At 68.7% G+C, this 17,044-nt stretch carries 13 protein-coding genes and 1 tRNA gene; 4 read left to right on the plus strand and 10 right to left on the minus strand.

The genetic code is table 11. The features are described from left to right. Positions 1–131 precede the first annotated feature (131 nt). From pth to D3654_RS18010, 5 genes are all read right to left on the minus strand, one after another. A complete protein-coding gene (pth, locus tag D3654_RS17990) occupies positions 132–716 on the minus strand; it encodes an aminoacyl-tRNA hydrolase (protein ID WP_120522829.1) in 585 nt (194 codons plus the stop codon). A gap of 115 nt (positions 717–831) precedes the next feature. Further along, entirely contained in the window at positions 832–1,428 is a 597-nt protein-coding gene (locus D3654_RS17995) for a 50S ribosomal protein L25/general stress protein Ctc (RefSeq protein ID WP_120522830.1), read from the minus strand. A gap of 253 nt (positions 1,429–1,681) precedes the next feature. Next, positions 1,682–2,662 carry a ribose-phosphate diphosphokinase gene (locus tag D3654_RS18000; protein WP_120522831.1) on the minus strand — a complete coding sequence of 327 codons (981 nt, stop codon included), beginning with the start codon at positions 2,660–2,662 and terminating at the stop codon, positions 1,682–1,684. After that, positions 2,659–4,161: a bifunctional UDP-N-acetylglucosamine diphosphorylase/glucosamine-1-phosphate N-acetyltransferase GlmU gene (gene glmU, locus D3654_RS18005; RefSeq protein ID WP_120522832.1), complete on the minus strand. Its 1,503-nt coding sequence runs from the start codon at positions 4,159–4,161 to the stop codon at positions 2,659–2,661. The genes D3654_RS18000 and glmU overlap by 4 nt, the downstream gene beginning before the upstream one ends. Before the next feature lie 142 nt (positions 4,162–4,303). Continuing rightward, positions 4,304–4,375: transfer RNA gene (locus D3654_RS18010), tRNA-Gln, on the minus strand. A gap of 279 nt (positions 4,376–4,654) precedes the next feature. Between D3654_RS18010 and D3654_RS18015 the strand changes: the two genes are divergently transcribed. Next, positions 4,655–5,254, plus strand: a complete 600-nt coding sequence (locus D3654_RS18015) for a TetR/AcrR family transcriptional regulator (RefSeq protein WP_120522845.1) — start codon at positions 4,655–4,657, stop codon at positions 5,252–5,254. Between the two features lie 413 nt (positions 5,255–5,667). On the opposite strand, the gene D3654_RS18020 is transcribed toward D3654_RS18015, so the two are convergent. From D3654_RS18020 to D3654_RS18040, 5 genes are all read right to left on the minus strand, one after another. After that, positions 5,668–7,500: an ABC-F family ATP-binding cassette domain-containing protein gene (locus D3654_RS18020; RefSeq protein ID WP_120522833.1), complete on the minus strand. Its 1,833-nt coding sequence runs from the start codon at positions 7,498–7,500 to the stop codon at positions 5,668–5,670. 26 nt (positions 7,501–7,526) lie between these two features. Then, positions 7,527–8,501 carry a 4-(cytidine 5'-diphospho)-2-C-methyl-D-erythritol kinase gene (locus D3654_RS18025; protein ID WP_120522834.1) on the minus strand — a complete coding sequence of 325 codons (975 nt, stop codon included), beginning with the start codon at positions 8,499–8,501 and terminating at the stop codon, positions 7,527–7,529. Next, positions 8,498–9,379 (minus strand): 16S rRNA (adenine(1518)-N(6)/adenine(1519)-N(6))-dimethyltransferase RsmA, encoded by an 882-nt coding sequence (rsmA, locus tag D3654_RS18030; protein WP_120522835.1) that lies wholly within the window; start codon positions 9,377–9,379, stop codon positions 8,498–8,500. Before rsmA ends, D3654_RS18025 begins: the two co-directional genes overlap by 4 nt. 135 nt (positions 9,380–9,514) lie before the next feature. Next, a complete protein-coding gene (locus D3654_RS18035) occupies positions 9,515–10,648 on the minus strand; it encodes a resuscitation-promoting factor (RefSeq protein WP_120522836.1) in 1,134 nt (377 codons plus the stop codon). Positions 10,649–10,927: 279 nt separating this feature from the next. After that, complete coding sequence (locus D3654_RS18040) at positions 10,928–11,854, minus strand: TatD family hydrolase (protein WP_120522837.1); 927 nt, start codon at positions 11,852–11,854, stop codon at positions 10,928–10,930. Between the two features lie 152 nt (positions 11,855–12,006). Between D3654_RS18040 and D3654_RS18045 the strand changes: the two genes are divergently transcribed. From D3654_RS18045 to D3654_RS18055, 3 genes are read left to right on the plus strand one after another with little or no spacing between them, the layout of a single operon-like run. After that, positions 12,007–13,074 carry an AAA family ATPase gene (locus D3654_RS18045; RefSeq protein WP_120522838.1) on the plus strand — a complete coding sequence of 356 codons (1,068 nt, stop codon included), beginning with the start codon at positions 12,007–12,009 and terminating at the stop codon, positions 13,072–13,074. A 9-nt stretch (positions 13,075–13,083) separates the two neighbouring features. Then, complete coding sequence (locus D3654_RS18050; protein WP_120522839.1) at positions 13,084–14,517, plus strand: DUF58 domain-containing protein; 1,434 nt, start codon at positions 13,084–13,086, stop codon at positions 14,515–14,517. 23 nt (positions 14,518–14,540) lie between these two features. Then, the gene (locus tag D3654_RS18055) at positions 14,541–16,976 is read left to right on the plus strand and encodes a transglutaminase TgpA family protein (RefSeq protein ID WP_245413320.1); all 2,436 of its coding nucleotides are present in this window, start codon (positions 14,541–14,543) and stop codon (positions 16,974–16,976) included. The last annotated feature ends 68 nt before the right edge of the window (positions 16,977–17,044 follow it).

The raw sequence follows: 17,044 nt of genomic DNA on the forward strand, positions 1-17,044 counted from the left end.
TCCGGCGGCGAGGGCCGAACGGTGCCCGGACGCCACTTAACGAGTAGCGTACTACCTCCTTTTGCAAGTAAGTAGAGTCTGCGGTAAGGCACTGACAGAACAAGTAGAGCGAGTAGTTCCGGTCCCGGAAGTCAGCCCTTGGCGGGGTGGAATTTCTGCTGGGCCGCCAGCAGGCCAGCGGACACGAGCATCTCGACGGCGTCCGCCGCCTCGTCGAGGAGGAACGGCAGGTCCTTCTTCTCCGCCGTCGCGAAATCGCGCAGCACGAAATCCGCGGTGTCCATCCTGCCCGGCGGGCGGCCGACCCCCACGCGGACGCGGAAGTAGTCCTTCGTGGCGAGGGCCTTGGACATGTCCCGCAGCCCGTTGTGGCCGCCCTCTCCGCCGCCGATCTTGAGCTTGACCGTGTTGAAGGGGATGTCGATTTCGTCGTGGACCGCAATGACGTGGTCGGGCTCGATGCCGAAGAACTTCGAGAGGGCCGATACCGGTCCGCCGGAGACGTTCATGTAGCACATCGGCTTGGCCAGCACGAGCCTGGGGCCGCCGATCCCGAGCCGGCCTTCCAGCACCTGGGCCCGGGCCTTGTGCGCCTTGAAGCCTCCACCGATCCGGGAGGCAAGCTCGTCGAGGACCATCTGGCCGACATTGTGCCGGTTGTTGCTGTACTGGGCGCCGGGGTTGCCAAGGCCGATGACCAACCAGGTTTCTGTCATGGACTCATCCTAGGAATCGAGGGGTGAAAGGAAACAAGAAGTGGCCGGGACCCGTGCGGGTTCCGGCCACTTCCAAGGCATTCCTGCCCCGGCTCCGCGTGGGAGCCGGCAAGGACTATTCGGCGGCGGGAGCGGCTTCCTCAGCAGCAGCTTCGCCGGCCTCTTCCTCAGCCGGAGCAGCGGCTTCGGAGAGGTTGACGACCAGGGTCTCCGGGTCGCTCAGCAGGGCGGCACCCTTGGGCAGGACCAGGTCGGAAGCGTGCACGTGCGCACCGGCTTCGCGGCCTTCGATGCTGACCTCGATTGCGGTGGGCAGGTGGGTGGCCTCGGCTTCGAGGGAAACCGTGGTGGCTTCCTGGTTGGCGACAACGCCGGAAGCGGCTTCGCCGACAACGTGGACCGGAACGTCAACTGTGACCTTCTCGCCCTTCTGGACGGTCAGGAGATCGATGTGCTCGATGATCTGCTTGATCGGGTCACGCTGGATGTCCTTGACGATGGCCAGGTGCTCTTCACCGTTGATGTCCAGGGACAGCAGGGCGTTGGAGACGCGGACGGCCAGGGTGGTGGCGCGGCCCGGGAGGTTGACGTGCAGCGGCTCTGCGCCGTGGCCGTAGATGACGGCGGGGATCTGGCCGGCTGCGCGTGCGCGGCGGGCGTAGCCCTTGCCGAATTCGGTGCGCAGTTCTGCTGCGAGCTTCTGCTCAGACATAAGAGGCTCCTCTTGTGTGGTGGCCGACGGCGCGTGGCCGGGCCAGGTGGGCGGCGGGACTCGTCCGGCCGCCCGGCGGCCGTGAGGCCGGCTTGGGAGCCCAGGACCCAGTCGATAACGGGACCGCAGCACGCAGTCCCCTCGCCAAGGTGACGTTCCATCCTAGCAGAACGGCCGCCGTCGGGATTACACGGCCGCCGGGCTTAAACGGAAGGACCCGCGGACAGAAGTCCGCGGGTCCACCGGCTCACATTCAGGCCTTGCCGTCGAACAGGCTGGTGACCGAGCCGTCGTCGAACACTTCGCGGATGGCGCGGGCGATCAGCGGCGCGATCGAAAGCACTGTCAGCTGGGGGAAGCGCTTCTCGGCCGGGATCGGCAGGGTGTTGGTGACCACCACTTCGCGGGCGCCGGACTCGGCCAGGCGCTTCGCGGCGGGGTCGGAGAAGATCGCGTGGGTGCAGGCAATGATGACATCCTTGGCACCGGCGTTCTTGAGCACCTGAACCGCGCCGGAGATGGTTCCGCCGGTGTCGATCATGTCGTCGATCAGCACGCACGTGCGGCCTTCGATCTGCCCGACGACGGTCTTGGAGACCGCCTGGTTGGGCACCGTGAGGTCGCGCATCTTGTGCACGAAGGCCAGCGGGGCGCCGCCCAGGCGTTCGGCCCACTGTTCGGCGACACGGACGCGGCCGGTGTCCGGGGAAACCACCGTGATGTTGTCGGCCTCGACCTTGGTGCGGATGTAGTCGGCCAGCAGCGGGATGGCCATCAGGTGGTCCACGGGGCCGTCGAAGAAGCCCTGGATCTGGGAGGTGTGCAGGTCGACCGACATGATGCGGTCGGCGCCGGCGGTCTTGTAAAGGTCGGCCACCAGGCGGGCGGAGATCGGCTCGCGGCCGCGGCCCTTCTTGTCCTGGCGGGAGTACGGGTAGAACGGGGAGACCACGGTGATGCGCTTGGCCGAGGCACGCTTGAGCGAGTCGATCATGATCAACTGTTCCATCAGCCAGTTGTTCAGCGGCGCCGGGTGCGCCTGGATCACGAAGGCGTCGGTGCCGCGCACGCTCTCGGCGGAGCGGACGTAGATCTCACCGTTGGCGAAGTCGTAGGCATCCACCGGCAGGAGTTCGGTTTCGAGCTCCTTGGCGATTTCCTGCGCGAGCTCCGGGTGCGCCCGCCCGGCGGCAAGGACCAGTTTCTTCTCGCCGTGTGCCGTAATTTCGCTCATGCCTGTTTGCCCTCTTCTGTGGTTGCCGGAGTACTTGAGGAGTCTGTGGTGCCGGCGTCCTGCGCCAGGCGGGCGGCGGCGAGGCGGGCGGAGTTGCTGCCGGGGCGGTTGGCGATGACCCAGCCTTCGGCGTTCCGCTGCCCTGCCGCGTTGACGGCGAGGGCCCCTGCCGGGACGTCCTTGCGGATCACGGTGCCGGCGCCGCTGTAGGCGCCGTCGCCGACGCTCACCGGGGCCACGAAGACCGTGTTGGAGCCGGTGCGGACACCGGAGCCGATCACGGTGCGGTGCTTCTTCTCGCCGTCGTAGTTGGCGGTGATGTTGCCGCAGCCGATGTTGGTGTCTTCGCCGATTTCGGCGTCGCCGGCGTAGCCGAGGTGGGAGAGCTTGGAGCCGCGGCCGATGGTCACATTCTTGGTTTCGTAGAAGGCGCCGATCTTGCCGGTCTCCCCCAGGACCGTGCCCGGGCGCAGGTAGGTGAACGGGCCCACGCTTGCCTTGGCGCCGATCGTGGAGCCCGAGCCGTGGGTGCGGGTCACCTTGGCGCCTTCGCCCACGTGCACGTCGGTGAGGGTCGTGTCCGGGCCGACGACGGCGTCACGCGCCACGGTGGTGCCGCCGTGCAGCTGCGTGTTCGGCAAGAGGCGGACGTCTTCGTCGAGGGTGACGGTGGAGTCGATCCAGGTGGTGGCGGGGTCCACCACGGTCACGCCGGCCCGCATCCAGCCTTCGACGATGCGGCGGTTGTGTTCGGCGCCGAGGGCTGCGAGCTGCACGCGGTCGTTTGCGCCTTCCACCTGCCAGCGGTCGCCGGTGGTGACGGCTGCCACGTGGCCGCCGTCCTTGCGGGCGATGGCGAGGACGTCGGTGAGGTACTTCTCGCCCTGGGCGTTGTCGGTGGTGACGTGCTCCAGTGCGTCGCGCAGCACGGCGGCGTCGAAGGCGTAGATTCCGGAGTTGATCTCGCGGATGGCGCGCTCGTCCTCGCTGGCGTCCTTGTGTTCGCGGATGCCCAGCACGGAACCGTCCTCGGCGCGGAGGATGCGGCCGTAGCCGGTGGCGTCGTCCAGGACGGTGGTCAGCACGGTGACGGCGTTGCCGCCGGCTTCATGCTCGGCGACGAGTTCGGCCAGGAGGCCTGAGGTGAGCAGCGGGACGTCGCCGTAGGTCACCACGATGGTGCCCTCCACGGTGCCCTGCTTGTCGAGTGCTTCGAGGCCCTGTTCGACGGCGCGGCCGGTGCCGGGGACCTCGTCCTGATCCACCACGAGGGCGTCAGCGGCGATCTCTGCCAGGTGCGCGGCCACGAGGTCGCGCTGGTGGCGGACCAGTACGGCCAGTCGTTCGGGGTTGATCCCCCGGGCGGCGTCGAGGGCATGTCCCACCATGGATTTCCCACCGATGGGATGGAGGATCTTGGGTGTACGCGATTTCATGCGCGTGCCCGCACCAGCGGCCAGGACGATTACAGCGGCAGGGCCTGTTGCGGCGGGGCTCACTAAGTCGCTCTCCTTGTTCGGTTTCCACCGGGGTGGACCCGGCTCCGGCGTCTGCTCAATCCTACTCTGGCTCCGGAAGCCGCCCTCCGCCGAGACGGCGGTGCAACCCACGGAAAAACAGTGCCGGCAGATCACCGACGAGTTCCGCCCATAGGATTCGAACCTATACTCCACGGCTCCAAAGGCCGGGGTGCTGCCATTACACCAGAGCGGACCGTGCGCGCTGTCCGGCAGGCCGTGGCCTGCGGTTCCCGGGCTGGCCGGGTGGCGCGCACAGGTACCAAGTCTGCCATGACCGTTTGCTTCCGCGCGACTTCGGACGGCTGTTGACCGGTCCCTCTGCGGCAAACCGCCCGGGCCGGACACCATGGAGTCCGGCCTCCGTGCCATGAGGCATGATGGTTGGGTGAGCAAGAGCACAGGATTTTCCCGGGAAGGCGGCGGAACAGCGGGCACCGTGCAGGCCCCCGCCGGCCGCCCCGTCCGTTCCCGGATGACAGGTCCGCAGCGCCGCTCACAACTGATCGACGTCGGCCGGGGCCTTTTCGCCGCCCGCGGCCTGGACGGCACCACCATCGAGGAAGTCGCGGCGGCGGCCGGCGTCTCCAAGCCGGTCATCTACGAACACTTCGGCTCCAAGGAAGGCCTCTACACCAAGGTCGTCGAGAGCGAATTCCGGATCCTGCTCGACTCGATCAACGACTCCCTCGCGGTCGAAGCCAAGCCCCGCGTCCTCGTGGAACGGGCGGCCCTGGCCCTCCTTGGCTACATCGAAGAACGCACCGACGGCTTCCGGATCCTCATGCGCGACGCCCCGCCGTCCCAGCCCGAAGGCGCCTTCTCCACCCTGCTCTCCCACGTGACGGCCCGCGTGGAGCACATCCTCTCCGACGAGTTCTCCCGCCGCGGCTTCAGTTCCGCCGACGGCGCCATGTACGCCCAGATGCTGGTTGGCATGGTGGCGATGACCGGCCAGTGGTGGCTCGACAGCCGCACCCCGGACAAGCGCGCCGTGGCCGCCCACCTCGTCAACCTCGCCTGGAACGGCCTCACCGGCCTGCAAAAGGACCCCGAACTCCGCGACGAGGCTTAGCGTCGGCCTCGCAGCCGCGGCTTTCCGTCCTGCTCACCTTCGTTCCGGTCACCTTCGTTCTGGTCACCTTGAGCGGCGGAGACGGCCCTTCCGCGTCGCTTAGACACGTCACATAGGGAGCGCGCCGGTCGCTGGGCGACCTCTGCGCTCCGATGTGCCGCGATGCGCTCCTTTCGGAAGGACCGCCGTCCGCCATGTCGCTCACCCAAGTGCCTGCTGACCTCAGCGGAACGCAAGATCCGGCAAGCAGGCGGCGGGTCTCCGCAGAGGAGCGCATCGCGGTCGATCGCGTCGTGTAGGTCGCTCAGCGACCGCAGCGGCGCTTATCGGCCGTGTCTAAGCGACGGCGGAGAGCCGTTGTCTGCGTCTCAGGCGACCACACCGGCCGTCACGGAAGGTGAGTGAAGGGAGACCTACTCCCCCAGGACTTCGGCCGCCTCCAGCCATTCGAGTTCCAGGCCTTCTTTTTCGGCGAGGAGTTCCTGGAGTTTGGCGTTGAGGTCGCCCAGGGCGTCGAAGTCGCCGGATTCGGACTTGGCCGCCATCTGGGTGTGCAGTTTGTCTTCCTGCTGGGCTACTTTGCCGAGCTGGCGGTCGATCCGGTTCAGTTCCTTGCGGGCTTCGCGCTTCTCGGCTTCGGTGGGGCCAGCCGAAGGTGCGGCGCCCGCATTGCCGGTGGCCGCCGTCGGGCCGGTGCCGGCAGCGCCGCCGACTGCGCCGGAGGCGAGGGCTGCTTCGCGCAGTTCGAGGTACTGGTCGACGCCGCCGGGCAGGTCGCGCAGTTTGCCGTCGCCGAGGAGGGCCATCTGGGAGTCCGTGACGCGTTCCAGGAGGTAGCGGTCGTGGCTGACCACCACGAGGGTGCCGGGCCAGCCGTCCAGGACGTCTTCGACGGCGGCGAGGGTGTCGGTGTCGAGGTCGTTGGTGGGTTCGTCGAGCATCAGGACGTTGGGTTCGCCCACGAGCAGGCGCAGCAACTGCAGGCGGCGCCGTTCACCGCCGGAGAGGTCGGCCACGGGGGTCCACTGCTTTTCCTTGGTGAAGCCCAGTTGCTCCACGAGCTGGCCCGCGGTGAGGTCCTTGCCGGCCACGTTGAAGGAGCGCTTTTCGCGTTCGATGACCTCGACGACGCGCAGGTCCTTGACCTCGTCGAGCTCCAAGACGTCCTGGCTGAGGACGGCGGTGACCACGGTCTTGCCGCGCTTGACCTTTCCGGCGTCGGGGGTGATGTTGCCGTTGAGCAGGCGCAGGAGGGTGGATTTGCCGGCGCCGTTGACGCCCACGAGGCCGAGGCGCTGGCCGGGGGCCAGGCGCAGGGTGACATTGTTGAAGAGCTTCTGCCCGGCGTCGCCGCCTTGGAAGTCGAGTGAGACGTTTTCGAGGTCCAGCACGTCCTTGCCCAGGCGGGCGGTGGCCATCTTGTTCAGGGCGACGGAGTCACGGGGCTCGGGGACGTCGGCGATGATTTCGTTGGCCGCTTCGATGCGGAACTTGGGCTTGGAGGTGCGGGCGGGCGCGCCGCGGCGCAGCCAGGCCAGTTCCTTCTTGACCAGTTGCTGGCGCTTGTTCTCGACGACGGCTGCCATGCGGTCGCGTTCGGCGCGTGCCAGCACGTAGGCGGCGTACCCGCCGTCGAACGGGTCCACCATGGCGTCGTGCACTTCCCAGGTGCGGTTGCAGACTTCGTCGAGGAACCAGCGGTCGTGGGTGACCACCAGGAAGGCGCCCTGCTTGGCGCGCCAGCGCGACTTCAGGTGCCGGGCCAGCCAGGCGACGCCTTCGACGTCGAGGTGGTTGGTGGGTTCGTCCAGCATGATGACGTCGTGGTCCTCGATGAGGAGCTTGGCCAACGCCACGCGGCGCTTCTGGCCACCGGATAGGGCGTGGACGTTGGCGTGCCAATCGACGTCGCCCACCAGGCCGCCCATGATTTCGCGGATCTTCGGGTTGGCCGCCCATTCGTGGTCGGCGCGGTCGCCGACGATGGCCGTGCCGACCGTAAGGTCGCCATCGAGCACGTCGGACTGGTCCAGGTAGCCGATGTTGACGTCGCCGCGTTTGGTGACCCGGCCGGAGTCCGGGGTGGAGCGCATGGCGAGCAGCCGCATCAGCGTGGACTTGCCGTCGCCGTTCCGGCCCACCATGCCGATCCGGTCGCCGTCCTCGAGGCCGAGGGTGACGCCGTCGAGGACGGTGCGCGTAGCAAAGGAAACGGTGAGGTTCTCACCGCCGAGCAGGTGGGCCACTGGGTACTACTTTCTTGGGAAACGAATTAGTGCAGGGTATCGGAGATGATCCGCGCCCCGGGAACAGGCCCGTGGACGGACAGGGCCGAGTGCCCCAGGTGTCCGAGTTCTTCCGCGAGGTCGCGGGCGGCGGCCGGGCTGTGCGCGAGGAGCGCCACAGTGGGCCCGGAGCCGGAGACGAAGCCGGCCAGGGCGCCCTTGGATTCGCCGAGCCCGATCGTGTCCCGCAACTGCGGGGCCAGTTCGATCGACGCGCGCTGGAGGTCGTTGACCAGCACACGGCTCAAGGCGTCGGGGTCGCCGCCGCGCAGCGCCTGGAGGATCTTGGCGTCCACTTCGCTCGGCTCGTCCGCGTCCAGGCCCTCGGCATCGCGCAGGCGGTCCAGGGTGTGGAAGACCTCCGGGGTGGACAGGCCGTAGTCGGCGCAGACCAGGACCCAGTCCATCTGGGCCTTCGCCAGTGCCGGCGAGAGCTTGTCCCCCACGCCCAGCCCGACGGCGGTGCCGCCGAGCAGCGAGAACGGCACGTCCGCGCCGAGCTCGGCCGCCAGATGGGCCAGTTCTTCGCGGGACAGGCCGCTGTCCCAGAGCGCGTCGCACGCCAGCAGGGTCGCCGCGGCGTCGGCGGAGCCGCCGCCCATCCCGCCGGCCACGGGCACGCGCTTGGTGATTTCCAGGTGCACGCCGCTGGCCTTTTCGGAGACCTCGGCCATGATCGCTGCCGCCTTGTACGCAAGGTTCCGTTCGTCCAGCGGGATGTCGACGCCGTCGAGGTCCAGGGTGCTGTCCGGGCTGATACTGACGGTGATCCCGGGTGTCTGGGTGCTGGTGGCGGCCACTTCCTCGTAGAGGGAAACGGCAAGGTAGACGCTCGCCACGGAGTGGTAGCCGTCCGGGCGCAGCGGGCCCACTTTGAGGGAGACGTTGACCTTGCCCGGGGCACGGACCTTCACGGTGCGCGGCACGAAGCGGGCCTGGCTTCCGGCGACGGCGCGGCTCATGCGACCTGCGGGTGGCGTGCCTCGGCGATCCGGATGTAGGCCCCGATGTCCAGCACCTCGCCACGGGCGGTCGGGTCCACACCCGCGGCCACGAGGCAACGCTCCGCTTCCGCGGCGCCGCCCGCCCAGCCGGCCAGGGCTGCACGGAGGGTCTTGCGGCGCTGGGCGAACGCGGCGTCGATCACGGCGAACACCTGCTCACGGGTGGCGTGCGTCTCGTGCGCTTCCTGGCGGGAGAAGGCCACGAGCCCCGAGTGGATCTTGGGCGCCGGCCAGAAGACGTTCATGCCGATCACCCCGGCCTTGCGCATGTGCCCGTACCAGGCGGCCTTGACCGACGGGACGCCGTAGATCTTCGACCCCGGGGTTGCCGCGAGCCGGTCCGCCACCTCGTCCTGCACCATGACCAGGCCGTGGCGCAGGCTCGGGAAGTGCTCCAGCAGGTGCAGCACCACGGGAACGGCGACGTTGTAGGGCAGGTTGGCCACCAGCGCGGTGGGCTGGACGGGAAGCTCGGTGACCTTCATGGCGTCCGAGAGCACCAGGTGGAAGGCGTCCGCGGCGTGGGGACGCCAGGCGCGCACGGTTTCGGGCAGCTTTGCTGCCAGCACCGGGTCGATCTCGACCGCTACGACTTCCTTGGCGGCGTCGAGCAGGCCCAGGGTCAGCGAGCCCAGTCCGGGGCCGACCTCAAGGACGGTTTCTTCCGGGTCAACGCCGGCTGCGGAGACGATGCGGCGGATCGTGTTTCCGTCGATGACGAAGTTCTGGCCCAGCGTCTTGGTGGGGCGGACACCGATTTCCTCGGCGAGCCGTCGGATGTCGGCGGCTCCCAGGAGGGGCGCGACGGCGGCAGGTTCGGAATTCGCGTCAGTCACCTAGGTATCGTATCGCCTGCCCGGTGCCCGACGTTCCGCCTGGACGCTCCAGTGGCAGGCATGACGGGAGCCGGGCAAGACGAAGGCCGGGCCCGGAGAATCCGGACCCGGCCCTCGCAGCAGGAACTGTCGGCGTCAGGCCGCCCAGCCGCAGCCCCAGGGCTGCAGGCCGCGCTCGGCGTAGACACGGTTGGCGATGTCGATCTGCTGTGCCTTGCTGGCCAGGCTGGCGTTCGGGGCGTAGGCGCCGCCGCCGGAACCGAGCCAGGTCTGGATGTCGAACTGCAGGCCGCCGTAGTAGCCGTTGCCGGTGTTGATTGACCAGTTGCCGCCGGACTCGCACTGGGCGATCCGGTCCCACATGGCTTCGTTGGGGGCGCCGGTGGGGCCGCTGGAGGTTTCGGGCGCGGGGCGCTCCTTGGTGCCGACGGTGATCTTCTCTGCCACGGGCTTGACGGTCACCGTGGAGGTCAGCAGGCTGCGGGAGGCTTCGCGGCCGTCAACCAGCACGAGCTTGAACTTCTTGCTGACCTGGCCCAGGACGCCTTCCTGGGTGACCTTTTCCTCGTCGCTGTACATCGTGGAGCTCTTGGTCCTGATGGTCTCGAAGGCGACGTTCTCCGTGACGGTGGCCGTCTTGGAGAGGTCCACGCGGGACACCTTGATCACCATGTTCTTGATGACCGGGGCCTGCTTGGGCTGGGAGACGCGGTCGTTCGCGCCCAGCACGACGTCGGCGTCCTTCAGGACGGTGGCGACGTCGGCCGCCGTCGTGGTCTTGACGGAACTCTTGCCGTCCGCGATCAGCGTGACCTTCTTGGGGGTCGAGATCGAGAGGACAGAGCCGGAGACGGCCAGCTGCATGTCTTTGTCGGCGGAGACGGCCGAGCTGCTGGCGACGCCGAGCTCGGTGATGAGGCCTTCGACATCCGGGGAGTTCGTGTTGACGGTCCGCTGGGTGCCGTCGAGGGTGACCGAGACCGACTTGGCCAGGTTCACGTTGATGATGGAGCCGTTCTGCACCGAGGCATCCAGCGCCGGGCTGACCCGGTCCGCCGGCTTGAGCTCGACCTTTGCGGCCTTGACCACCTGGTCAACCGTGCCGCCGAAGGTCTGGATGGAGCTCACCTTTCCGTCGACGTTGAGGGTGACTGTCTTGTTGTTGCCCGTGAAGGCGACAACCCCGAGCACCAGTGCCGAAAGCACCAGCAGCTGCGCACCGACTTTGACGAAGCTGAACTTGCCGTCCGTGGTGAAGAACTTGACCATTTTTGCCCGTAACTGTTGGACCATCCGGGCACGGGGAAAAGCGCACCTGCCCGCCTGCCGCGACGACCTCCCGAGCGCGCGGGCGCAAGGGATTACCGCGGCGGGGCATGTGCGCCGCCACTACCGATCTACGTGAAACTTTCCAGTGCGAACGGAGTTTTCGTATCCGCTGGCCTTCCCCGACCCCGGCTACTGGTTACCCACTGTAACCGAAGCGTTATAAATCGACCAAGAAATCGTGCATACCCGGTATGCACCGGTTCGCCCGCGGGAAGGGCGTCAGTCCCACGATCCGTAGGCAGCAAGCGTGTTCCCGGCCAGCTGCTCGCACAGCCCGGCGAGGTCTTTTTCCGCAACCTCGGCCATGGACCGCACCGTGTACGGGACCATGTAGCTGGCGTTGGGCCGGCCGCGGTACGGGTGCGGGGTGAGGAACGGCGAATCGGTTTCCACCAGCATCAGTTCCGGCTCGGCGATCAGCAGGGCTTTGCGGAGGTTGTCGGCATTCTTGAAGGTGAACGTGCCCGCGAACGACATATACCAGCCGTTCTCGTTGCAGATGCGGGCCAGTTCCGCCCCGCCGGAGAAGCAGTGGAACACCACCTTCTCCGGGGCGCCTTCCTCGCGCAACACCTGGACGACGTCGTCGTGGGCGTCCCGGTCGTGGATCTGGAGCGTCAGCCCGAGCCGCTTGGCGATGTCGATGTGTCGCCGGAAGGAGTGGCGCTGGTGCGCCAGCCCGTCCCCGTGGGTACGGAAGAAGTCCAGCCCCGTTTCGCCGATGGCGCGCACCCGCGGGTGCCTGGCCAGTTCCTCGATCTCGGCGAGCGCGTCCTCCAGTTCGCCGCGGCCCGCGTAGGCGGGGGCGTCGTTGGGGTGGATGGCCACCGCGCCCAGCAGTCGCCGGTCCGCTTCGACCGCCTGCACCGTGAAACGGGAGGACTCCAGGTCGCACCCCACCTGCACCGCTCCCTGGACGCCGACGGCGGCCGCCGCGTCGAGCGCGTCCGTCACCGAGACCTCCAGCAGTCCGTGCCGGAAGTCGAGGTGGGTGTGATTGTCCATCACCGGAACGGGCAGCGGCTCCGGAGCCGGCGGGTACTCCTTGTGGGTCTTCTTGCCTGCGCTTTTCTCGGGGGCTTCTTCGGCGCTGCCGGCGTCCTCTTCCGGGGCGCGGTAGGAAAGCGGGGGAAGGGAATTGCACATGCGTCAACCCTAGCGGCCCGAGGGTCCTGATATTGCCGCCGGGCCTGGCCCTGTCTGCGGCGGGCTACGTCTGGGTAGTCTTGGTAGCAGGGGGTGGAGCATCCCGTCCGGCCACAGGCCTGCGGGGTTCCGTCATGGTTGAAGGGTTGTCCATGGATTCACAGCATCAGAGCACGGTCCGGCACCAGGAACTCGCCCATGTGGAGGATGCTCCGGCCCACGCGGGATCGTCCAACGGCCACCGGCACTCCGCCATGCCCGCTGCGGAATTCCACGCCGCCAGCGAGAAGATCCTGGCTGCCGTCAACCAGGTGATCGACGGCAAGGCCGAGGCGGCAAAGCTCGCCCTGACGGTCCTCCTCGCGCAGGGGCACCTGCTGGTGGAGGACGTTCCCGGCGTCGGGAAAACCATGCTCGCCAAAACCCTCGCCCGGAGCATCGACTGCGGCGTCAGCAGGATCCAGTTCACCCCCGACCTGCTGCCCTCGGACGTGACCGGCGTGTCCATCTATAACCAGTCCTCCCGGCAGTTCGAGTTCCGCAAGGGCGCGGTGTTCGCAAACATCGTCATCGGCGACGAGATCAACCGCGCCTCGGCCAAGACGCAGTCGGCGCTCCTCGAGTGCATGGAAGAGCACCAGGTCACGGTGGACGGCCAGTCCTACAAGCTCTCCGAACCGTTCATGGTGGTCGCCACCCAGAACCCGATCGAGATGGAAGGGACCTACCCCCTCCCCGAGGCGCAGCGTGACCGCTTTATGGCCAGGATCTCCATGGGCTACCCGGACCAGGCCTCGGAGATCGAGATGCTCGAAACCCACCAGGCCGTCTCCCCCCTCGCGAAGGTCACCCCGGTGGTGACCGCCGCCGACGTCGCGGCCATGATCACCGCGGTGCAGCAGGTATACGTTTCACAGGCCGTCAAGGAGTACACGGTGGCGATCGGGCACGCCACCCGCGACAGCGCCCGGCTCCGGCTCGGCGCCAGCCCGCGTTCCCTGCTCCAGCTGCTGCGTGCCGCCAAGGCCACCGCGGCCCTGGACGGCCGGGACTTCGTACTCCCGGACGACGTCGTCGCCGTGGCCGAACCGGTGCTCGCGCACCGCATCATCCTGGAGCGGAAGGCCGCCGGAGCGGGCGACACTCCGCAGAGCGTCATCCGCGCCATCCTGGCGTCGCTGCCGGTCAGCCGGGACTCCACGGCAGATCCCCGCCGATAGGCAACGGTCATGGCCCTGCTGGAGCTGCTTCCGAAGCACTTGTTCACCACCCGGGGCTGGGGCCTGCTGGCCGCCGGCACGGCATCCCTGCTGCTTGCCCAGATCATGGGCCGCCGCGACCTGCTGGCGCTGGGCATCCTGCTCATCGTGCTCCCGCTTGTTTCGCTGGCCGGAGTGCGTGTCCTCAAGCCGCGCTTCCAGGTGTTCCGGGATTTCACGCCGCCCACCGTGGAGACGTCCTCGACGGCGACCGTCCGCCTCGCGGTGGCGCGCACCGGCAGCTCCACCACTCCGGTGATCATGCAGGAGCAGTTGCCGCCGCGCTTCGGCGAACCGCCGGCGTTCCGCTTCCCCGCCCGCTCCGCGAGCGGCGGCACCAGCCGGTACGAGTACCACCTGCGCTCGGGCCGGCGCGGCCAGTTCAAGATCGGTCCTGTGACCGCCGAGTTCTGCGATCCCTTCGGCCTGTCCCTGCACCGGCACACCATCGACGACGCCGAGCTGCTCACGGTGACGCCGGCCGCCGTCGAACTCCCCGCCACCGGGCTGGCCGGCGCGCGCGGCAACGACGGCGTCACGGCCACGCGCATCCAGGCCAATCCGAGCGACGACGACGTGATGACCCGCGAATACCGGCACGGCGACCCGATGCGCCGGGTCCATTGGGCGGCCACGGCCCACCACGGCGAGCTGATGGTGCGGCAAGAGGAGTCGGTCACCACCCCCGAGGCGACCATCATCATGGACCACCGCTACTCCTTGTTCGCCTCCGGACCGGGGTCCCGTTTCCCGGCTGCACACGATGATTCCTTCGAGCTGCTCAGCAGCGACAGCTTCGAATGGGCCGTGACTGCGGCGATGTCGATCAGCGCGCACCTCGCCGAACGCAACTACTCCCTGCGGTTCCTGGACGCCGCCGGCTACCCGGCATTCCGCAACTCACGCTCGGCCCCGTTCCCCGACGCGGAGGAATACAACGGCTCCGGCGGCCTGCAGTCCATCAGTGAGAGCCTGGCCGCCATCCAGCTGGACGGCCCGCGGCACGTGCACGGCGAGGGCAAGCGCGGCGACATCCGGGGCAGTGACAACGGACTTCCCGACGGCGGCGAGGCGGCTTTCGATGACCGCCTGATGGACAAGCTCGCGGCGCACCGCCTCCGCGGCCCGGTGCTGGCCCTGCTCGGTTCGCTGGGCGAGGCCGAGGCAAGGTCGCTTGCCCCGGCGGCCGCGTACGGTGCCAACGCCTTCGCGCTGCTGGTCACCGAGCACCCGCGCAGCGTCCAGCCTGCCGTGGATGCGCTCCAACTGGGCGGCTGGCGCGCCATCGCAGTGAATCCGCGGACGCAGCTGGCCGCAGCCTGGTCCGCCTTCGACCAGGGCGGAATCATGGCGGCGGCCACCGCCGCGATGGACGTGCGGCGCGGAGCGGCGGTGCCGCGGTGAGTGCACAGAGCGGCGGTGCCGCGATGACTGCACAGAGCGGCGGTGCCGCGCGCAACCGTTCCGCCGGCGCGTACCCCTGGGCCATGGCCGGTGCCATCGCGGTCGCAGTCACCGGCACCTCCCTGTCACTCAACGGCGTGCTCCGCGGCTGGGCCTGGCTGTTCCCGGTCGTCGTCACCGTCGTCGTCGTGGTCCTCGCGATGGCGCTGCTGCGGGCGTTGCGGGCGCCGGCGGCGCTGGTGACCCTGGGCGGCCTCGCGGCCCTGGTGTTCATCCTGTGCAGCACCTTCCTGCGGAAGGAAAGCATCGCCGGATTCATTCCCGGCCCGGGAAGCCTGAAGCAGGCCTTTGCCCTGTTCAACCGTGCCGGCCAGACTGTCTACGCAGAGACCGCGCCGGTGGCGCCGAACGCCGGAATCGTGCTGTTGAGCTGCCTGTGCCTTGGCCTCGTGGTGATCCTGATGGACACGCTCGCCGTCCCCCTGGCGTTGCCTGCCACCTCCGGGCTGGGCCTGCTCGCGGTGCTCGTGGTCCCGGCCACGATCAAGCCCCAGGGCGCGGGGCTTGCCGGCTTCATGGTGGCCGCGGCCGGTTTCATCCTCATCCTGGGCTGTGCCCAGCGGTTCGCCCCGGACTACCGGCTCCAGTCCGGCGCCGGCCTGGGCCGGGGGCAGTTCCGGCGTTCCGTGGTGCTCGGCAGTGCAGCACTCGCCGTGGGCCTGGTCCTTCCCCTGGCCGTCCCGGGCTTCGACCAGGGCACCTTCCCTGTCGGGTCCCGGCTGAACCCGTGGGGTCCCTCGAACGGGCTGAACCCCATGATCACCCTCGGCAACAGCCTGCGCACTCCCACCGGTGACGGCAGGATCACCTACGCCACGAGCTCAAGCACGCCGGTCTACCTGCGTTCGGTCACCATCGACCGTTTCGACGGGGAGAGCTGGGCGCCCGACGACAGGCCGTCCAGCCGCCGGCTCGGCACCGGGCAGATCGTCCCCACTTACCGGCTCCCCGAAAACCTCGTCCGTGAAGAAACCGTCATCGACACCGGCCAGTTCACCAGCCCCTACCTGCCCGTCCCGTACACGCCGTCCGCCGTCAACGGGCTCAACGGCCGCTGGTCCTGGGATCCGCTGACCCTGACCATCCGGGGCGAAGACGCCACGTCGCGGAACCAGCATTACACCGTGGTCTCGGTCTTCCCGCAGATCACCGCGGCAGCCCTGAGCCAGGCGGGAACCACTTCCCCGGGTTCCGTGGAGGTCCCTGGGGAATTCACCGAGGTCCCGGGCAACCTTCCGGAGATCGTTGGGACCACGGCCGGCACGCTCACCGCGGGAATCCAGAACAACTTCGCCAAGGCCCTGGCCATCCAGCAGTACCTGCGCTCGGCCGTGTTCACGTACTCGCTACAGGCACCGGTCCAGGGCGGCTACGACGGAAACGGCTTGTCCGTCCTGGCCGATTTCCTGCAGCAGAAGAGCGGGTACTGCGTGCATTTCGCCTCGGCGATGGCCGTTATGGCCCGGGTGTCGGGCATTCCCAGCAGGATCGCGGTCGGATACGCGCCCGGGCATCCCACCGGGAACACCATCGCGGTGGGTGGCCGTGAGCCGCTGACCGAGTTCGCCGTGGACGCCCGGGACGCCCACGCGTGGCCGGAACTCTACTTCGAGGGCCTCGGCTGGGTGCCGTTCGAACCGACTCCTTCGCGGGGTTCCGTTCCGGACTACGCCGCCGACGCCGCGACCCCGGGCGGCAGCGGAAGCAACCTGGGCGAGGACGCCATCCCGATCCCGAACCAGACACCGCTGCCCGACAGCAGCGCCCTTCCGGTCGCTCCGCTGCCGGGCGCCGGGACGGGCTCCGCCACCGGGATTCCGCAATCGCTCCTCATCCTGGCCGGTGCCCTGTTCGCTGCGGCCCTGCTGGCCTCACCGCGGCTGCTGCGCGCAGGCATCCGGGCCCGCCGCCTGAGGGGATTCCGGGGCGCGGGCCAGGCAACCCCCGCCGTTTCCCCGGCACTCGCCTGGGAAGAGCTGCAGGACCTTGCGCGCGACTACGGCCACATCCCGCGGGCCAGCCAGACGCCCCGGCACTTCGCCGCCGGGCTGCAGGAGTCCCTGCCGTCCGCACACGCCGACGACGCCGGCATGCGGGCGGTCCTCGCGCTCACCGTCGACTTCGAACGGCATCGTTACGGCCGCCCCGCGGAGGGCGCCTCCGGCGCCGGGACCCGGCTCACGGCGGAGCGGCTGGCCGAGGTGCGGGCGATGCTGCGCCGTGGAGGGTCATGGTTGGTGCGGCTGCGCGCTGACTGGTTCCCGCCGTCGTTGTTGTCCCGCTGGTTCCGGACGGTGACCGCGCCGTTCCGCTGGCTGGGCCGCGGAGCCGTGCGCGCGGGCGGCTGGTCTTGGAGCGCCGTCCGGAAGGCCGTCCGCAGGCTGCGGCGCGGCACCTGAGCCCAATAGCCGACACTCGGAGTCCGCTTACGGCGAGGGCCCGGTTCCGGAATGTCCGGAACCGGGCC

Source organism: Arthrobacter celericrescens, from assembly GCF_003614925.1.
GTDB classification, from domain to species: domain Bacteria; phylum Actinomycetota; class Actinomycetes; order Actinomycetales; family Micrococcaceae; genus Arthrobacter; species Arthrobacter celericrescens.